This window comes from Wolbachia endosymbiont of Menacanthus eurysternus, assembly GCA_029715105.1.
GTDB lineage: Bacteria > Pseudomonadota > Alphaproteobacteria > Rickettsiales > Anaplasmataceae > Wolbachia.
Map to the genome: position 1 here is coordinate 398,541 of CP085695.1, position 16,705 is coordinate 415,245.

Below are 16,705 nucleotides of genomic sequence, written 5' to 3' on the forward strand. Positions count from 1 at the left end.
TATACAAAATCTTGTTGGAATAGATGATTCTCTCTTAAAGAGAAAAGAAACACAGCAAAATATTTTAATTTTCTAATTTAACATTAATGGTGTAAAACCTATATATATAAAAATACTTTGTAAATATTTAATTAAGATAAAATCACAATCTGATTGTCTTATGAACCACTGTGAGGTGAAGTATAAGCCGGGTTCTGTTTATGTAGCTATTTATCTAGAGTAAACATTACATATTTACTGCTTGCGATTTACCCGAATAGAGAACTATGAGGAAAACATAAAATCTATTCTTATTCAATCTTGCTCCTAGTGTTGGTTACTCGACTGCCAATGTTACCATTGCCACGGTATGCTTTTACCACACCTTTTCACCCTTACCTAAAAACTTTTAGGCGGTAATTTTCTGTAGCCCTATAACTAAAGTTACCCTCGGCGGGTGTTACCCGTCACTATCTTTCCTTGGAGCCCGGACTTTCCTCTGTTATAAATCTTTTTATTTATTAAACAGCAGCTACTTACTTCACCTAAGAGAGACCTCCTTATACTTTGTAACATAAAAACTGTAAAAAGTAAATTATTAAATATTATAAATATTAAAATAAAATATCTTAGATCCTAATACCACTAAACGGTAATTATCAAATTAGCCAAATTGCAAATTTATGAATATGTTAAAGTAGTTTTATATTAATTTACTTACATTCAGATATTGAGTTTATAAAATTTTTGTTCAATATAAATTTCTTTGACAACTAAAAATAGTACCAATAAAGTAATTAAAAATTATAGATTTAACTTTCAAGTTATTTAAGATTTCGCTTGTAATTATTATTACAAAATAGATACAAACAACTAAAATAATTTGATAGCCAAAAAAAATAATATAAAAGTACATATTGTAGTAACAACTAGTGGTAAAACTAAGAAAATTGATATCCTCTTATTAAAAGGAAAATTCCTAGAAGGTTTCGAAAAAAAAGCAACATAAATTATTGGCAAAAAACACATAGCATTTAATATAGTATTTATTATTAATATAAAAGCAATAAATACGAAAAGTATTATATTTCCAGTATTAAAAACAGCTTGAAAAATAAAAAACTTTCCCCAGAAAGTTGGAGCAGGTGGGATTCCTATCATGGATAGTGCACCTATGGTAAATGCAAACATAGTAACTGGCATACTACGTCCTATACCATGAATTCTATTTACATATTTTTCACCTGTTTTTGTTATTATATTACCCGCAACAAAAAACAAGGTTATTTTTTCAAATGAGTGACAGACCAATTGAAAAACCGCAACCTTTATACTAAGATCACTAAAAATTGAAGCAAATAGTATAATATATGATAATTGAGAAATAGTAGAATAAGCTAACAATTTCTTTAATTCTTTTTGCCCAAGCGCAATAAGTGAAGCAATAATGACAGTAAATCCCGTAAGATATGGAAGCCATCCTCCAGGAAGCCAACTTTGCTGTACAAGGCACTGTAAATTATTGGTTCCGAAAATATACAATATAGCTTTTATAATGATAAAAACCCCAGATTTTACGACAGCAACAGCATGCAATAAAGCACTTACTGGAGTTGGTGCGATCATTACTTTTGGCAACCAAAAATGTATTGGCATTAAAGCAGTCTTACCTACTCCATAAATTAACATAATAAAACATATCGAAGTAAAAATGAGCGAAGTATTATATTTAAATATTCCATTACTTATAAAATCTAGAGTATGAAATTCACTATATAAAAATCCAAGGAGAGGAAAAAATAATGTTAAAGAAGAAAAAAATAATGTACCAAAATAATAACGTCCAGCTATCATTGATTCGTTTGTTGCATTGTATGTAACAAGAGGATAGGTAGTTATAGTTAAAAGCTCATAGAAAATAAACGTAGTAAATAAATCACCAGAAAAGGCAATAAATATGACACAACTAATTGTTGCTAAAATAAAACATAGAAAATTTGAATAATTATTACTCGAATAATTTTTTTTCATGTAAAACACTGTATATATACTAGTTAATGTCCATAAAAACGATATTAATAAACTAAATATGACTCCAATAAATTCTAGTTTTAAACTAATATGTAAATTATTTCCGAAATCTATAAGGATGAATTGAGAATAGTCACTATATGTCCAACATAAAGTGCAGAAACAAACATATATAAATAAAAGTATAGAAGAAATAATAGTTATTATGCTAGTCAGTCTAGAGTATTTTCTAACAAAAAAAATAATTGTAGCGCTAAAAGCTGGAATTAACGCAGTAATTAATAGGTAATTTTCGGTAATAAAAAATGGCATAGAAAAAAATGTTAGAATATACTCTATTAATAAATAATTCATTTTACTTGAATAAAATTTGGATTATATTCAGGTTATAAAAAAACCGCTACTTATTGACAAATGAGCCTTAAGTAGGTATGACATATTTCTTGGATATTTTAAAATATATACTTAACGAGGTCTGTATTTCTTAATGCATACAGAAACCCTTATAGAGACTTATCCTTATAACTTTTATAATTAGCTTATTGATAACAATATGCATAATATAAGCCTTTCATAAAATATGAAAATATTCAATAATTTTATTATTCTATAATATTTTTATGTCTTGTCTAGGTTTTTTAATAAGAATTTTTAATATCTTATATTCTTGACTTATATAGAATTACATAATTAAAATAATATTTATATTTTAAGTATCTACTTCATTATAATTTTATAGTTTTATTATAAATTTAAATTAGTGTTAAAAACACAAAGACACCTAAATAAAATCTGTTATTTTTATATGCAATTATTTAAATAAGGTTATAAAAGGAAAATATCCGTTTATTTTAATATGGGAAACAACCTTCTAAGGATTGGTTGTTGTAGGCGGTAATAATAACGGGTTGAAATAACAGTAAATTTAAAATTTAAAACATCTTTTTGCCCTACTTTAATTGAAAGTAAAATTTTTTATTAAGTTATTGCAATAAATTTGTAAAATAAGCATTTGAATAATTCAATTCTTAATTCTTTATGAAAACCCTTATGGATGTAATATAACTTCATTATATATAGAATGCTATCATCAATAATTCTAATTTTAGATATTAAATATATTTAAAAATTCTTATAGTTTATTTTAATAACATCCTAAAAACTTTTCTTACATAATTCAATTCTTGCACACCATTCACTGTATAGAGCGGTATTGTCTGTCGCTCAACACCAGGTATTTCTATAAAAACCTTGCCTACCTCTTGTCCTTTCTCAATCGGAGCTGGTATCATATCTTCATACTTAAGATATACCTTAATCTTATTATGTAAATGACGATTATATGTTATAACAACATCGTTTGCAACCTTAATAGGAACTTTCCTATCTTTTCCATACAAAACATTTATTTCTTCGACTATATCGTCCTTAGTAAATATTTTTCTAGTATTAAAATTGTTTAATGAATATTGTATTAATCTTTTTGCTTCTTCTACTCGTTCTATTTCGTTACTCAGTCCATTTATAACAACAAAGATTCTTCTATCATTTCGTTTCGCAGATACTGCAATACCATATCCACCAGCATCTGTATATCCAGTCTTTAAACCATCAACTCCAATATCATAAAAAAGTAAAAGATTTTTATTTTTTTGTATAATATTATTATATTTCAGGTATTGTTCAGAAAACAAGTTATAATATTCTGGAAAATCAGTAAAAATTCTCTTTGCTAATATTGCTAAATCTTTTGCACTCATAAAATGATCTCTATCCGGCCAACCGCTTGAATTAACAAAATGACTATTATCTAAATTTAAATTGTATGCGAATTCATTCATTTCCATTACAAAATTCTCCTCTGATCCTGCGATCCCTTCGGCTAACGCAATACAAGCATCATTACCAGAAACTATTATAATCCCCTCCAACAGCTCTTTCACAGTAACAAATTGACCTTCTTTTAAAAACATAGAAGAGCCTTTTCTTTCCCAAGCCTTTCTACTTACTCTAAACTTATCTTCCATATTAATTACACCATTTTTTATATAATCAAAAGCAACATATAGAGTCATTAACTTGCTCATTGAAGATGGAGCCATTCTTTCATTTGAATTATGTTCAAAGATAAAAGAATCTGAAGGTAAATCCAAAACTACTGCTTGATTTGCTATAGTTTTAAATTGATATGAATTTGAAGAAAACGAATTTAAAAAAGCTAACAGTAAAATTATAAGTTTTTTCAATGTATTCATTTTTAATAACCAATAACCATACTAATGACCACAAAATAATTATGGTATAGCTCTTAATTAAATATGTTTCAAATAAATGTCTTTTATTATTGTGATCCTCACAAGACTAAAAATTAAATAAAATTATCAATTTATTGATTTACTTTAATGCTTATAAAGCAGTATTATTATGTAATAATAAAATATTACACTCAACGAAATGCTAAATTGAGTTTATGATGTTATCAATATCAAAATATTTAATTAAAATTAAAAATTCTATACTACAGAATCAAGTTATAAGTACAAATTAAAAAACACACATATAATAATATTAAAAAATCTAGTAAAATAAAGATATAGATCTTTATCTCCTTGTTGTTATAATTAATTATAATTAACGCTCATTTTAATATATAAATTTTTAAATGAATGAATTAAGGAAATTAAGTATTACAGAGATGCACAGCGGACTTAAACGTAAAGATTTTTCTGCTGTTGAACTTGTAAAAGCACATATTGATGCAGTTGAAAATGAAAAGCTAAATGCATTTGTAACAAAAACTCCAGAAATAGCAATAAAAGCTGCAAAAGCAGCAGATGAGTATTTTTTAAAAAAGAATTGTAATATGCCATTTATGGGTATTCCATTTGGCATAAAAGATTTATTTTGCACAAAGGGAATAAAAACAACTGCATGTTCAAAAATGCTGGAGAATTTTATTCCTACTTATGAATCAACAGTATCTGAGTTACTTCTAAAAAGTGGAGCAGCTATATTAGGTAAACTTAATATGGATGAGTTTGCTATGGGTTCTGCAAATACAAATAGCTATTTTGGTCCTGTTGAAAATGTATGGATTAGAAAAAGTGATGGAAAAAAAGTCGTACCTGGCGGATCGTCTGGTGGATCCGCGGCGTCTGTTGCAGGATTTTTATGTGCTGGAGCTTTAGGCAGCGATACAGGCGGATCTGTACGACAACCAGCAGCATATTGTGGAGTAGTTGGTACAAGGCCAACTTATGGAAGGTGTTCACGTTTTGGTATGATTGCATTTGCAAGCTCTATGGACCAGGCTGGTGTTATTACTCGCTCTGTTTCTGATTCAGCACTAACACTAGAAGTAATTTGTGGATATGATAGTAAAGATTCAACATCTAGTAAAAGGCCAGTTCCTAAATTTTCTGACCTTATACACAGTGATATCAAAGGCAAACGTATTGGCATTCCAAAAGAATATAGAATGAATGGAATTTCAGAGGAAATATTTTACCACTGGGAAAAAGTTTCCTCTGATTTAGAGAAAAATGGAGCTGAAGTATTTGATATTACATTACCACATACTAAATATGCAATACCAGTTTATTATTTAATTTGTTCTGCTGAAGCTTCATCTAATCTTGCCCGTTATGACGGTATACGTTACGGATTTAGAGCTAGTGCTGACTCTCTTGAAGAGATGTATTCGCTAACAAGAGCAGAAGGTTTTGGAAGAGAAGTAAAAAGAAGAATATTAATTGGTGGTTATGCACTTTCTTCGCATTACTATAATGAATACTACGAGAAAGCACAACGTATTAGAGCGTTAATTAGAAATGATTTTATAAAGGCATTTGAAAAAATAGATTATATACTCGTTCCATCTGCTCCAACAGAAGCTTTCGGATTAAATGAAAAGCCAGATCCATTAATCATGTGTATCAATGATATTTTTACTATACCAGCTAGCTTAGCTGGATTACCAGCTGTTTCAGTTCCAGTTGGGCTTTCTAATGAAGGTTTACCACTTGGTTTACAAGTAATTGGAAACTATTATGATGAAGCTGGAATATTAAATATAGCAAATATAATAGAACAAAATTGTGGCAAGGTAATTGAATTAAATGATAATTTATAACAATTAAAAAGAAAGTTGTTATTAATAACAAAATGCCTTCATTAGAAATAATTAGTAGGCATAAATATTTACTGAATTAAATGGAAAGAAGTTTGGAAAAAACAGTGTTATTACTAGTGGAACATAAAATAAACCTACAGCAGTACTTATAAAAAGCAATAAAGTAGCTCTATCTGGTTGATAATTTAAAATATTAGCAAGTATTACACTGGATCCAGAAACTGGAATGATAGCTAATAATATCAGCGCCTTATATATACTCTCATCATATATGTTTGTAATATATTTATCTATTAAAACAATTCCCAAAACAAATATTGGCCAAAATATATACTTTGCTATAATAGTAGCTAAGGCAAGTTTCCAATCTATTTTAAAATTTGTAATCTGCGCAATACTAATTCCAAGTAGCATCATTCCTAATGTAATAAAAGTACTTCTAACGTTTACCATAGTATCCATCAAAAATATTGGTATTTGTATATTACATATTCTTAAAGAGAAGCCTATAATCATTGCATAAGAAGAAGGAAGCTTGAAAAGTCTTAACATACATTCTCTTGCTGTATATATACCATTTGCAGCTATATAGAATCCCAAACTATTTTCAAACAATACCATTCCTATATAACATATAACATAAACAGATACCGAGCTTTCGTTAAATAGAGTCATAGCAATCGGTAGACCAAAATAACCCATACTTGTACTTCCTGAACTAAATGCTAATATATTTTTTGTATTGTCTTTAAATAAAAAAGAAGAAAGATAATATACCAATAAAGAAATAGTGCTACCTATAAACCATATTAAAATTGGTAAAGAAACTACTTTTATGGTAACATTTGTATTAGATATTCCATATAAAATCACTATTGGATTAGCTATATAAAATAATATTTGAGATATAGTATCCCTATCAATTTTAAGGAATTTTCCAGATAAGTAACCAATAAGTATTGTAACATAAATTGGCAATACTTTAAAAAAAAGAATAAAGAACATATTAGATTAACTGCAAATTTTATACCTTCAACTGATAAATTGACATTAGATCTCAAGACACTGTAAAAGTAAACACAATTTTTTAGTTTATCTTAACCCATATTTTAATGAAACCTCTCCCCTAAAATGGGGCACCTCTTAAACATTTTTTTTGCAAAAATTTTCTTATTTAAGAATTGATGTCATAGAACATAAACAAAGGAATTCAAGCTTTACATCTTTTTAAAGATAAGTGACGCATTAGTACCGCCGAAACCAAACGAATTAGAAAGTACACATTTAATCTTATGTTCTTGAGCCTTAAAAGGCACAAAATTTAAGTCACATCCCTCTGAAGGATTATATAAATTTAAAGTTGGAGGAATAATTCCTTCATTTAACGCAAGAATACTAAATATTGCCTCAACGCTACCTGCAGCACCAAGTAAATGTCCTATAGAGGATTTTGTTGAAGAAATTGGTATTTTATAAGCATAATCACCGAATAATTGTTTTATTGCTATTACTTCAATTTTATCTCCAAGTAATGTTGAAGTTCCATGAGCATTGATATATCCAATTTGATTTGGATTAATTTGTGCACTTTGCAAAGCAAGTTGTATTGATTTTAACGCACCCTTTCCACTCTTATGTGGAGCAGTAATATGATAAGCATCCCCAGTCAATCCATATCCAACAAGTTCTGCATATATTTTTGCTCCTCTTTTTTTTGCATGTTTATATTCTTCCAATACTAATACGCCAGCTCCTTCGCCCATAACAAATCCATCACGTTCTTCGTCCCATGGCCTTGAAGCTTCTTCAGGATTATCATTAAATTTAATTGATAATGCTTTCATAGACGTAAAACCTGCAATTCCAACCCTACAAAGTGCACTTTCCGCACCACCTGCAATCATTATATCTGCTTCATTAAGTTTTATAGTTTTTACTGAATTTATAATTGCATGTGCACCTGTTGCACAAGCTGTTGCGCTTGAATCATTTGGGCCTGTAAACTTATATTTAATAGAGACATGACCAGATATTAGATTTATTAAGCTTGCTGGAACAAAAAACGGACTAACACGTTTAGGGCCTTTCTTTTGCATAATAATCACGTTTTCTTGAATTAAAGAAAGGCCACCTATACCGGAACCAATAATTACACCAACCCGTTCACGATTAATGTTTTTATTTTCTAAAATGAATGAATCATTCACTGCTTGAACAGCAGCCGCAACACCATAATGGATAAAAAGATCTGCTCTTTTTAAATCTTTTTCAGAAAAATAATCCAGTGGATTAAAATAATGTTTAATATCATTACCCCGCAATGGAACCTGTCCTGCAACTTTACTTGCAAGATCTGATACATCAAATCTATTTATTTTCCTTATACCAGACTTACCATCTATTAGCCTAATCCAAGTATTTTTTACATCTGCTGCTAACGGAGTAATTAAACCAATACCAGTAACTACAACTCTTCTATTATTAATCACTAACTTTTTTTTTGTTATAGATATACTCAACTATTTGCTCTACAGTTTCCATTTTCTGCGCATCCTCATCAGGTATTTCTATACCAAATTCTTCTTCTGCTAGCATAATTATTTCAACGGCATCTAGACTATCTGCGCCATGATCCGAAAGTTTTGAAGAGTTACTAAGTTTTTCTATATCTTTACTAATATGTCCTAATACAATCTTTCTTACTTTCTCTTCTATGTTCTTTCTGGTGTTTTTTATTAATTCACTACTCATTTAAATAAAATTAAAATAAATTAACTTATCTGATCTTATATATAATATTTATATATTTGCAATACCTTTCTAATTATATAGAAAACACCTTTGTAAGAAATTTTCTTTTGCAATTAGAAAGCTCTGAAAAAACATTATACAATATACTCTAAATTAGTAAATTAAATAATTTAAAATTAAAAGAACTTATCTGGGAAATTAATATAATTTAGCTAGAGCATTTTATAAAAAACAAGTTTCATTCCTGTAATAAAATATTATCTTACCGTTGGTCTTAGTGAATTATTTTATATATTTTAAAACCAAATAAAACTTTTAATTTATTATTATCATTTACAGTTCTCTAATATTATTTAATGCTCATTTTATTTTCTAGATATTATCCTCCTTAAGACAATTTTATCATTTAAACGTTATATAACACGTGCACAAAGCTTTTATAATAAAAAGAAAACTGTAAAATAAATAAAAGATTTTTAGCAAAATTAAAAATTTATTAAAATAGAACAAATTCACTAATTTAATGATTAGAAAAATTTTTCTACAAATATTTATTTCTATAATGATAATTATCATTCTAACTTCTACTTTTATATTCATAATTATTCAAATAAATAAAAGCAGACCAGAAAAGAAAGATAAGTTTTATGAATTAAGAAGTACCACTAATAATAACTTAATGCAAACAATAACATATCACTTAATGAAACCGATATTTGAATCAATATTTGATTACTGTATTGAAAAATATGGATTAAAAGAATACTTAAAAAAAACAATACATCAAGAAAAAGAAGAAAATTCAATAAACTTTTATGAAATTACGGAAGGTAGTGGTATAAAATCTATGTGCGGTCAAATAGTTTCACTACAAATATACAAAATATCCGGTAATTTATTAACATCATTCTTAAGTCAAAATCAAGTTACTTCTAATATTACTTTAAAAATAGGTCAAGATGATTTGAAGGAACTAAGCTTAGGAATAATTGGTATGAAAGAAGGAGGAGAACGCATAATTATTGTAAAAATTACTAATAATAATAAAATAACTTATAACTCTTATTATATTAAATTAATCGAAATAAAAGATAAATACCCAGATTCAGTAAATAATATGATTATCTTCGACGATTTAGTTAATAAAATTGGGAAACAAGTAAAATGTGGCGATGAAATATCAATTAAGTATAGTATAATAGATCATAATGGTAGATATGTAATCAAAAATCAGACAATACAACTTAAAGTTGGTAGTAAAATGATGCCACTTGCTATAGAGCTTGGAGTAATTGGAATGAGAATCGGCGATAGTAGAACTATCATTTCTCCACCAGAACTTTTGAATGTTAATAATGAAATGTTAATTCCAAGTATAGACACCGATAAAAAAGACGCTTTTATAATTAAACTCAGCTTAAGTTTAAAAACTTGATAAAATAATGTACATATAAATACATTATCTCCTTATCTAAATAAATAAGAGTATCAATTATATATTAAATATAACAACAATAATATTTGTAATACCAAAAATTGAAATCCACATAAGTTTTATAAGATAAAACCACACTTTTTGACTTAGATTTATAATCTAATTATCACCTAAAGATTATATCATAATTTTTATTAAAAATACTTTGATTGTTCTATTTTGTTTATTTTCGATTCTAATTTAGAATATTTCCAATAAGGAAACTATAATTTATTATACTTCTTCCTATTACTATTTATTCAGAATAGAATTGAAATAACTAAATTTAAAACAAACTTTTTATAAAGTTAACTAATAAATCCTTTCTTTAACTCTTTTAGTATGGTAAATAAAACAATTTTTTATATTTAATAAATAAAATTAACTTAATATATAGAAGTTTTATAAAAAATACTTGTAGTGATTACTACAAACGAACTTAAATAATAACAAATCCGAAATAAAAATTAAAATATGAATAAAAACATAAATTTAAAACAACAAATTGAAGTAAATTTAACAAAATTATATTAATAATAGAATATGATAATTTAAACTCCACTAAAAAGCCTCGTTTAAAATAAAATAATTTCATTTAAAATGAAATCTCTGATTTAATTTATATTACTAATATGAATAAATTACTACATAAATTTTATAGTGTTCTTTATTGTCTTTACTGCGCTCTTATTGATACAATTTACAATGATGGAATAGAATATGCTGGATATCTGTCATTTTTAATAATATTATCAATATTTCCATCTCTTATTGTTTTAATAGCTTTAGCATCAACACTTGCAAATTTTTTGGACCGATATAGCATCATCAACTTTGCATTCATAATTGATTATATACCACAAGATATTTTAGCATCATTAATGCCAAGCATTAAAGAGATAACATCTAATCCACCACGAAGCTTATTAACTTTAGCAATTATGGGGGCAATTTGGACAGCTTCATCAACTATTGAGGGGATGAGAACAATTTTAAATAAAGTTTACAAAGTTTCAGTTTCATCTCATTATATCTTGAGAAGAATATTAAGTATATTACAATTTTTAATAATTACGCTTATCATGACTCTAGCTATAGAATTTTCTACATTAATACAATTACTGACTGATTTTTCATATCGGAGATTGAATTACGCTAAACATCTTCTAATCGAATTTATACTCTTTGTAGAAGTTTTTTGGTTGTATTTTACACTACCTAATATAAAACAAAATATATTAGATGTTCTTCCTGGATCTTGTATTACTGTTATTCTATGGACGATTTCTGCCTCAGTTTTTAAACAATATTTAAAAACTTCTTTTGGTCAAAAAAACTTAATATATGGAAGTTTAGGTAGTATAGTAGTGTCATTACTATTTTTCTATATAATGAGTTTAGCTTTTATATATGGAGCAAAGTTTAATTTTCAGCTAAAATATTTGAACAAATTTCGTCAGAAAGATGTGTAAATTAAAGGGTAGGATAGCATTAATTACAGGAGCTTCAGGCAGAATTGGATCTGCTGTTGCAAAGAGATTTATAAAAGAAGGTGCTTATGTCATATTAATTTCAAGATCTATTGATCATCTTAAACCACTTTACAATGAAATTTTAAAATTTGAAAAGTTTAAACAAAATTCTGTCAAACTAGTTCAACTTAATCTTTTAGACTTTAAAAATGTAAAAATGTTAACAAATATTATAGAAAGCTTAAAGTTATCAGATTCTGGAACACTTGATATATTAATTGCATGTACTGGAATTTTAGGTAAATTAAATCCTATTCATGATTGTGAGCTTGAAGAGCTGCAAAATGTAATGAATACAAATTTCATTGCAAATTGGTATTTGATAAAAAATTTAGATCAAATGTTAAAAAAATCTAATTCTGGAAGGGTAATATTTATAACTTCAGAAGTAACATTTTCTCCTTCTTCTTATCCATATTGGGTACCTTATGCTGCAAGTAAAGCTGCATTAGAAATTATGGTAAAGATATATGCATCTGAAACAAAACATACAAAATTATGTGTAAACGCTGTATATCCAGAGGGGCCTATTGATAGCGAAATGTATAAACAAGCCTTTCCTGGAAGAGATGCACCTAAACTGGTACTACCAGATAGATTAACAGATAAATTTGTAGAACTAGCTTCCGAAAATTGCAATATATCTGGGCAGATTTTACCATTAAATAAATCCTTTAAATAGTTTTTATTACCTAAATTAAAAATTATTAATCAATTAATCTTCAAAACTTGAATAAAAATATTATGTGAAATGTTAATGTTTCCAATAGAATACAATTTTTTTTTGCCCCTTTTTTGTTTTTCTAGAAGTTTCATTTTTCGCGTTACATCCCCCCCATATAGTTTTGCAGTTACATCCTTTCTATAGGGATTAATTGTTTCCCTAGCAATAATTTTATTATTTACTACTGCTTGAATCGCAATTTTATATTGTTGGCGAGGTATCAAATCCTTTAAACGTTTACACATTTCACGTCCTCTTTTTTCTGCTTTACTTTTGTGAACAATACATGTTAATGGACTAACATATTCTCCATTAATTAAAATACTTAACTTACTTATCTGACTTTCTTTGTAATTTGAAATCTTCCAATTTAGACTCGCATATCCCTTAGAAATTGACTTCAATCTATCGTAAAAATTGAAAATAACTTCAGACAGTGGTAATTCATATTTTATTAGTACTTTAGTCATGCTACTTAAATAGGATAAGTCTATTTGTTCTCCTCTTCTTTCTTTACATAAAAATAAAATTTCTCCTAAATATTGACTAGGTGTTATTATAGTTGCAATAATCCATGGTTCTGCTACCATGTTAACTTTTGTAAAGTTTGGCATATCGTTTGGATTATTAATATTTAAAATATTACCGCCTTGCATAGTAACTTTGTACATAACACTTGGTGCAATTGTTATTAAATTTAAACCAAATTCCTTTTTAAGCCTTTCCTGGATAACTTCAAGATGAAGCATCCCTAAAAAACCACAACGAAATCCATAACCAAACGAATTTGACACCTCAGTTTCAAAAATAAAACTTGAGTCATTTAAATGTAATTTTCTAAGTGCTTCTTTTAAAAATTTAAAATCATCTGTTTTACTGGGAAAAATACTACAGAACACTACATGGTGTATTTCCTTAAATCTAAATGATTGTTGCCTACAAGGTCTCTTTTCCTCAGTTATAGTGTCACCTATTTTACAATTTACTATTACTTTCGTTGAAACGGTTATAAAGCCAACTTCACCTATTGAAAGTTTACATTTCATCACTTTTTTAGGAGTAAAAATACCAATATTGTTTACTTGATATGTAGTATTATTTGACATCATAATAATTTTCATTCCCCTTTTCAGTACTCCATTTTTAACTCGTACTAAAATTACTACTCCTAAATAAGAATCATACCAACTATCAATCAAAACTGCTTGTAATGGAGCATTTATATCACCTTTTGGTGCCGGAAATTTTGTTACTATTGCTTCAAGTACATCCCTTACTCCAAATCCAGTTTTTGCTGATATTAAAACTGATTCGCTTACATCAACATCAATACCAACCATTTCTTCAATCTGAAACTTTACTTTTTGGGGATCTGCTGTAGGAAGATCAATTTTATTAAGTACAATTATTATCTCATGGTTATTACCAATAGCTTCGTATAAATTTGCAATAGTTTGAGCTTCAACTCCCTTACTGCTATCCACTACTAAAAGTGAACCCTCACATGCAATAAGACTCCTATTAACTTCGTATAAAAAATCAGCATGACCTGGAGTGTCTATAAGATTTAAAAAATATTGATTTCCATCATTCGCAATATAGCTAAGCCTTACTGTTTGTGCTTTAATCGTAATCCCGCGCTCACGCTCTATTTCCATTGAATCTAACACTTGATTAACCATTTCTCTTGATTCAAGTGCGCCACACTCTTCCATTAGACGATCAGCAAGCGTTGATTTTCCATGATCTATATGTGCTATTATTGCAAAATTTCTTATATTATTCATTATAATTTTAACCAATTATTATACTCATAGACAAAATCACATCTATTTTGTTCTCAGCAGAGAAAGCATCTGTTTAGAATGAAAAACTATTTTATCAACCATATAACCTTCATGATTATTATCTATTTTAGACAATTCATACACATAATTTACCATTATCCCCGCTGACTGACTAATACCTTTTTCGGAAATATCTGCCATCCAGTTCAATTGTTTTATTGATGCACCGTTACTTAGATGAAAATGTGCTACTGTATCATAAGCACCACCACTACTATTTTTAACTTTCAATAGATAATATGCACAAAGCTTTAATAAACACTGTTTTTTATATTCACTATTAACTCTTAATTGTTCTATACTTTCTAGTATTTCTACACTAGATTGTTTTATATTCAATTTGTTTAATAAATTAATATTTTCTTGAATTAAACTTTTTTTTAACCAGCTTATGAAGCCCGGTATTGGAGAAAGAGTTGCATATATTTTTATACTTTTAAAATCTTGCGATAATTTTTCTACAACTCTTTTGATTAAAAAGCTACCTAAACTAATTCCGGATAATCCTACCTTGGTATTAGATATCGAATAAAATATAGCAGTACTAGCACTACTAGGATCACCCGAGGGTATCGATTCATCTAATAGATGTTGAATATTACTTGCAATTCTATTCATTAACGCAACTTCTACAAAAATTAAAGGTTCATTTAATATTTTGTAATGAAAAAAAGCAAAACATAAACGATCAGAATCAAGTCTATTTTTCAAATCACCCCAAGAAGAAATTTTATGTACAGCTTCATATTTTATGAGTTTTTCTAATAACGATGCTGGTGAATCCCAAGTAATCTGTCGAAGATCAAGTAAATCAACATCAACCCAAGAAAGAAGTATATTCTTTAATTCGTTTGCCAATCGATTAAATTCTTTATATTGATTTTTTAACCTAAGTACATCAGATCGCATATCAACAATAAATTTAAGGCCTTCCGGCAGAGAAATAAATTGTTTCAATATTTTAAAACGTGGTGACTCAAGAGCTTTTATTAGGTCTTGTTCAAATTTATAATTTGATTCAGAATTTTGATTTTTTTTATATTCATTTATTTTTTCATTTACTCTTGCTTTATTTAAATTAAATTTTTTTGCTAAAATCTGTAAAAATTTTATTTTTCCTTTTTCGGATAAATTTAAATATAAATTACCAAGAGATACAGTATTTTTACGTGCTAAAATTTCCCCACCTTTTGGGTTTAAACATTCGTTCATTTTTAAAATTAAACTATCAATATCACGATTATTACTTAAATCGGGGTTGATATTACCAATCCACGATTTTATCACATCTGTAACTTCACCAAATATTCTTAAAAAATCTTTTACTGTTTTCTTATTTTTAATTTGCACTATATCAATTTTAATCAGCAACTCTTTTAATTAGAGATCTTGATATTATTACACAGTATAATCTAAAATAAAATCTTAATTTAATTACCATATTATTTATCAATGCAATCAATTTTCTTGTAGAAAATAAAAAATAATCTTAAAAAAATTTTTCTCCATAACTCTAGATTTTCTAATTTTTATATTTAAAATACACAGCAACAAACATTATCATCCTTGCTAAGTTGGAAGAGCAAAATCTTATATTTTTTAAACTCTACTTTTATAAATTAATTTAAAATTAAAATAAAATTGCATTACTTGTTGCACCGGAACAAAACAAAATGACTAAACATCAAAACATCAGACCCACAAGCCCTACACTATCAACAACATAAAGTCGCCACGTGATAACTCCAAACCTGTCTTTTGTAAACTTTTGCAGATAAAATAAGTTGCGGGGACAGGATTTGAACCTATGACCTTCAGGTTATGAGCCTGACGAGCTACCGAACTGCTCCACCCCGCGCTATTGCTTCCGATTATACACGAAACTCACAAAAACAAAAGAATAAAATTTTAATTTTACAATTATTACTGTACTTTTTAATTTTCTTTGAAATATACAAAATGTAAATTTTTATACAATACTTGAATAATCAAAACATAAATAACACTACAAAAACTATAACTAAAAACAATATACACAAATAGATATAATGTCTATAGCCATCTTTCCTTCTATTTTACCAAGTCTCATATTAAATAAATAAACTTTAGCATCACATAGTAATAAACTCAATTAATTTCACCTCACATAGTAGTTGATAATTTTTATCATAAAATTCAACAATATCCTAAAATTAAATATTTTATCATTATTAAATAATTAAAGTTCTATTAAAG

At 27.4% G+C, this 16,705-nt stretch carries 11 protein-coding genes, 1 tRNA gene and 1 other RNA gene; 4 read left to right on the forward strand and 9 right to left on the reverse strand.

The genetic code is table 11. The features are described from left to right. Positions 1–168: 168 nt before the first annotated feature. From rnpB to LJI21_01605, 3 genes are all read right to left on the reverse strand, one after another. An RNA gene (gene rnpB / locus LJI21_01595) (RNase P RNA component class A) lies at positions 169–527 on the reverse strand. Positions 528–852: 325 nt separating this feature from the next. Beyond that, positions 853–2,349, reverse strand: a complete 1,497-nt coding sequence (locus tag LJI21_01600; protein ID WFW29958.1) for a cation:proton antiporter — start codon at positions 2,347–2,349, stop codon at positions 853–855. Positions 2,350–3,149: 800 nt separating this feature from the next. Beyond that, positions 3,150–4,265 carry a D-alanyl-D-alanine carboxypeptidase gene (locus LJI21_01605; GenBank protein ID WFW29475.1) on the reverse strand — a complete coding sequence of 372 codons (1,116 nt, stop codon included), beginning with the start codon at positions 4,263–4,265 and terminating at the stop codon, positions 3,150–3,152. Positions 4,266–4,672: 407 nt separating this feature from the next. Here LJI21_01605 and gatA point away from each other — a divergent pair, with 407 nt between their 5' ends. Further along, entirely contained in the window at positions 4,673–6,142 is a 1,470-nt protein-coding gene (gatA, locus tag LJI21_01610) for an Asp-tRNA(Asn)/Glu-tRNA(Gln) amidotransferase subunit GatA (protein WFW29476.1), read from the forward strand. A 51-nt stretch (positions 6,143–6,193) separates the two neighbouring features. Here gatA and LJI21_01615 read toward each other — a convergent pair whose 3' ends face one another. The 3 genes from LJI21_01615 to acpP all read right to left on the reverse strand — a co-directional run bounded on the left by LJI21_01615 (position 6,194) and on the right by acpP (position 8,893). Beyond that, positions 6,194–7,147 carry an AEC family transporter gene (locus LJI21_01615; GenBank protein WFW29477.1) on the reverse strand — a complete coding sequence of 318 codons (954 nt, stop codon included), beginning with the start codon at positions 7,145–7,147 and terminating at the stop codon, positions 6,194–6,196. 212 nt (positions 7,148–7,359) lie between these two features. Continuing rightward, positions 7,360–8,628, reverse strand: coding sequence for a beta-ketoacyl-ACP synthase II (fabF, locus tag LJI21_01620; protein ID WFW29959.1), 1,269 nt, complete (start codon positions 8,626–8,628; stop codon positions 7,360–7,362). After that, positions 8,624–8,893 carry an acyl carrier protein gene (gene acpP / locus LJI21_01625; GenBank protein WFW29478.1) on the reverse strand — a complete coding sequence of 90 codons (270 nt, stop codon included), beginning with the start codon at positions 8,891–8,893 and terminating at the stop codon, positions 8,624–8,626. Before acpP ends, fabF begins: the two co-directional genes overlap by 5 nt. A gap of 523 nt (positions 8,894–9,416) precedes the next feature. Here acpP and LJI21_01630 point away from each other — a divergent pair. From LJI21_01630 to LJI21_01640, 3 genes are all read left to right on the forward strand, one after another. Then, a complete protein-coding gene (locus LJI21_01630) occupies positions 9,417–10,328 on the forward strand; it encodes an FKBP-type peptidyl-prolyl cis-trans isomerase (protein WFW29479.1) in 912 nt (303 codons plus the stop codon). Positions 10,329–10,999: 671 nt separating this feature from the next. After that, complete coding sequence (locus tag LJI21_01635) at positions 11,000–11,839, forward strand: YihY/virulence factor BrkB family protein (GenBank protein WFW29480.1); 840 nt, start codon at positions 11,000–11,002, stop codon at positions 11,837–11,839. Then, positions 11,832–12,581: an SDR family oxidoreductase gene (locus tag LJI21_01640; protein ID WFW29481.1), complete on the forward strand. Its 750-nt coding sequence runs from the start codon at positions 11,832–11,834 to the stop codon at positions 12,579–12,581. Before LJI21_01635 ends, LJI21_01640 begins: the two co-directional genes overlap by 8 nt. Before the next feature lie 29 nt (positions 12,582–12,610). On the opposite strand, the gene lepA is transcribed toward LJI21_01640, so the two are convergent. The 3 genes from lepA to LJI21_01655 form a co-directional block, all read right to left on the reverse strand. Next, the gene (gene lepA / locus LJI21_01645) at positions 12,611–14,410 is read right to left on the reverse strand and encodes a translation elongation factor 4 (GenBank protein WFW29482.1); all 1,800 of its coding nucleotides are present in this window, start codon (positions 14,408–14,410) and stop codon (positions 12,611–12,613) included. 42 nt (positions 14,411–14,452) lie between these two features. Beyond that, positions 14,453–15,820, reverse strand: a complete 1,368-nt coding sequence (locus LJI21_01650) for a malonyl-CoA decarboxylase (GenBank protein ID WFW29483.1) — start codon at positions 15,818–15,820, stop codon at positions 14,453–14,455. Between the two features lie 434 nt (positions 15,821–16,254). Next, positions 16,255–16,328 (reverse strand) — tRNA-Met (locus LJI21_01655). Between the last annotated feature and the right edge of the window lie 377 nt (positions 16,329–16,705).

Bases quoted from the DNA above. Each gene is read 5' to 3' on its own strand.
- LJI21_01605 (WFW29475.1), bottom strand. From the start codon at position 4,265: ATGAATACATTGAAAAAACTTATAATTTTACTGTTAGCTTTTTTAAAT.
- gatA (WFW29476.1), top strand. From the start codon at position 4,673: ATGAATGAATTAAGGAAATTAAGTATTACAGAGATGCACAGCGGACTT.
- LJI21_01615 (WFW29477.1), bottom strand. From the start codon at position 7,147: ATGTTCTTTATTCTTTTTTTTAAAGTATTGCCAATTTATGTTACAATA.
- acpP (WFW29478.1), bottom strand. From the start codon at position 8,893: ATGAGTAGTGAATTAATAAAAAACACCAGAAAGAACATAGAAGAGAAA.
- LJI21_01630 (WFW29479.1), top strand. From the start codon at position 9,417: ATGATTAGAAAAATTTTTCTACAAATATTTATTTCTATAATGATAATT.
- LJI21_01635 (WFW29480.1), top strand. From the start codon at position 11,000: ATGAATAAATTACTACATAAATTTTATAGTGTTCTTTATTGTCTTTAC.
- LJI21_01640 (WFW29481.1), top strand. From the start codon at position 11,832: ATGTGTAAATTAAAGGGTAGGATAGCATTAATTACAGGAGCTTCAGGC.
- lepA (WFW29482.1), bottom strand. From the start codon at position 14,410: ATGAATAATATAAGAAATTTTGCAATAATAGCACATATAGATCATGGA.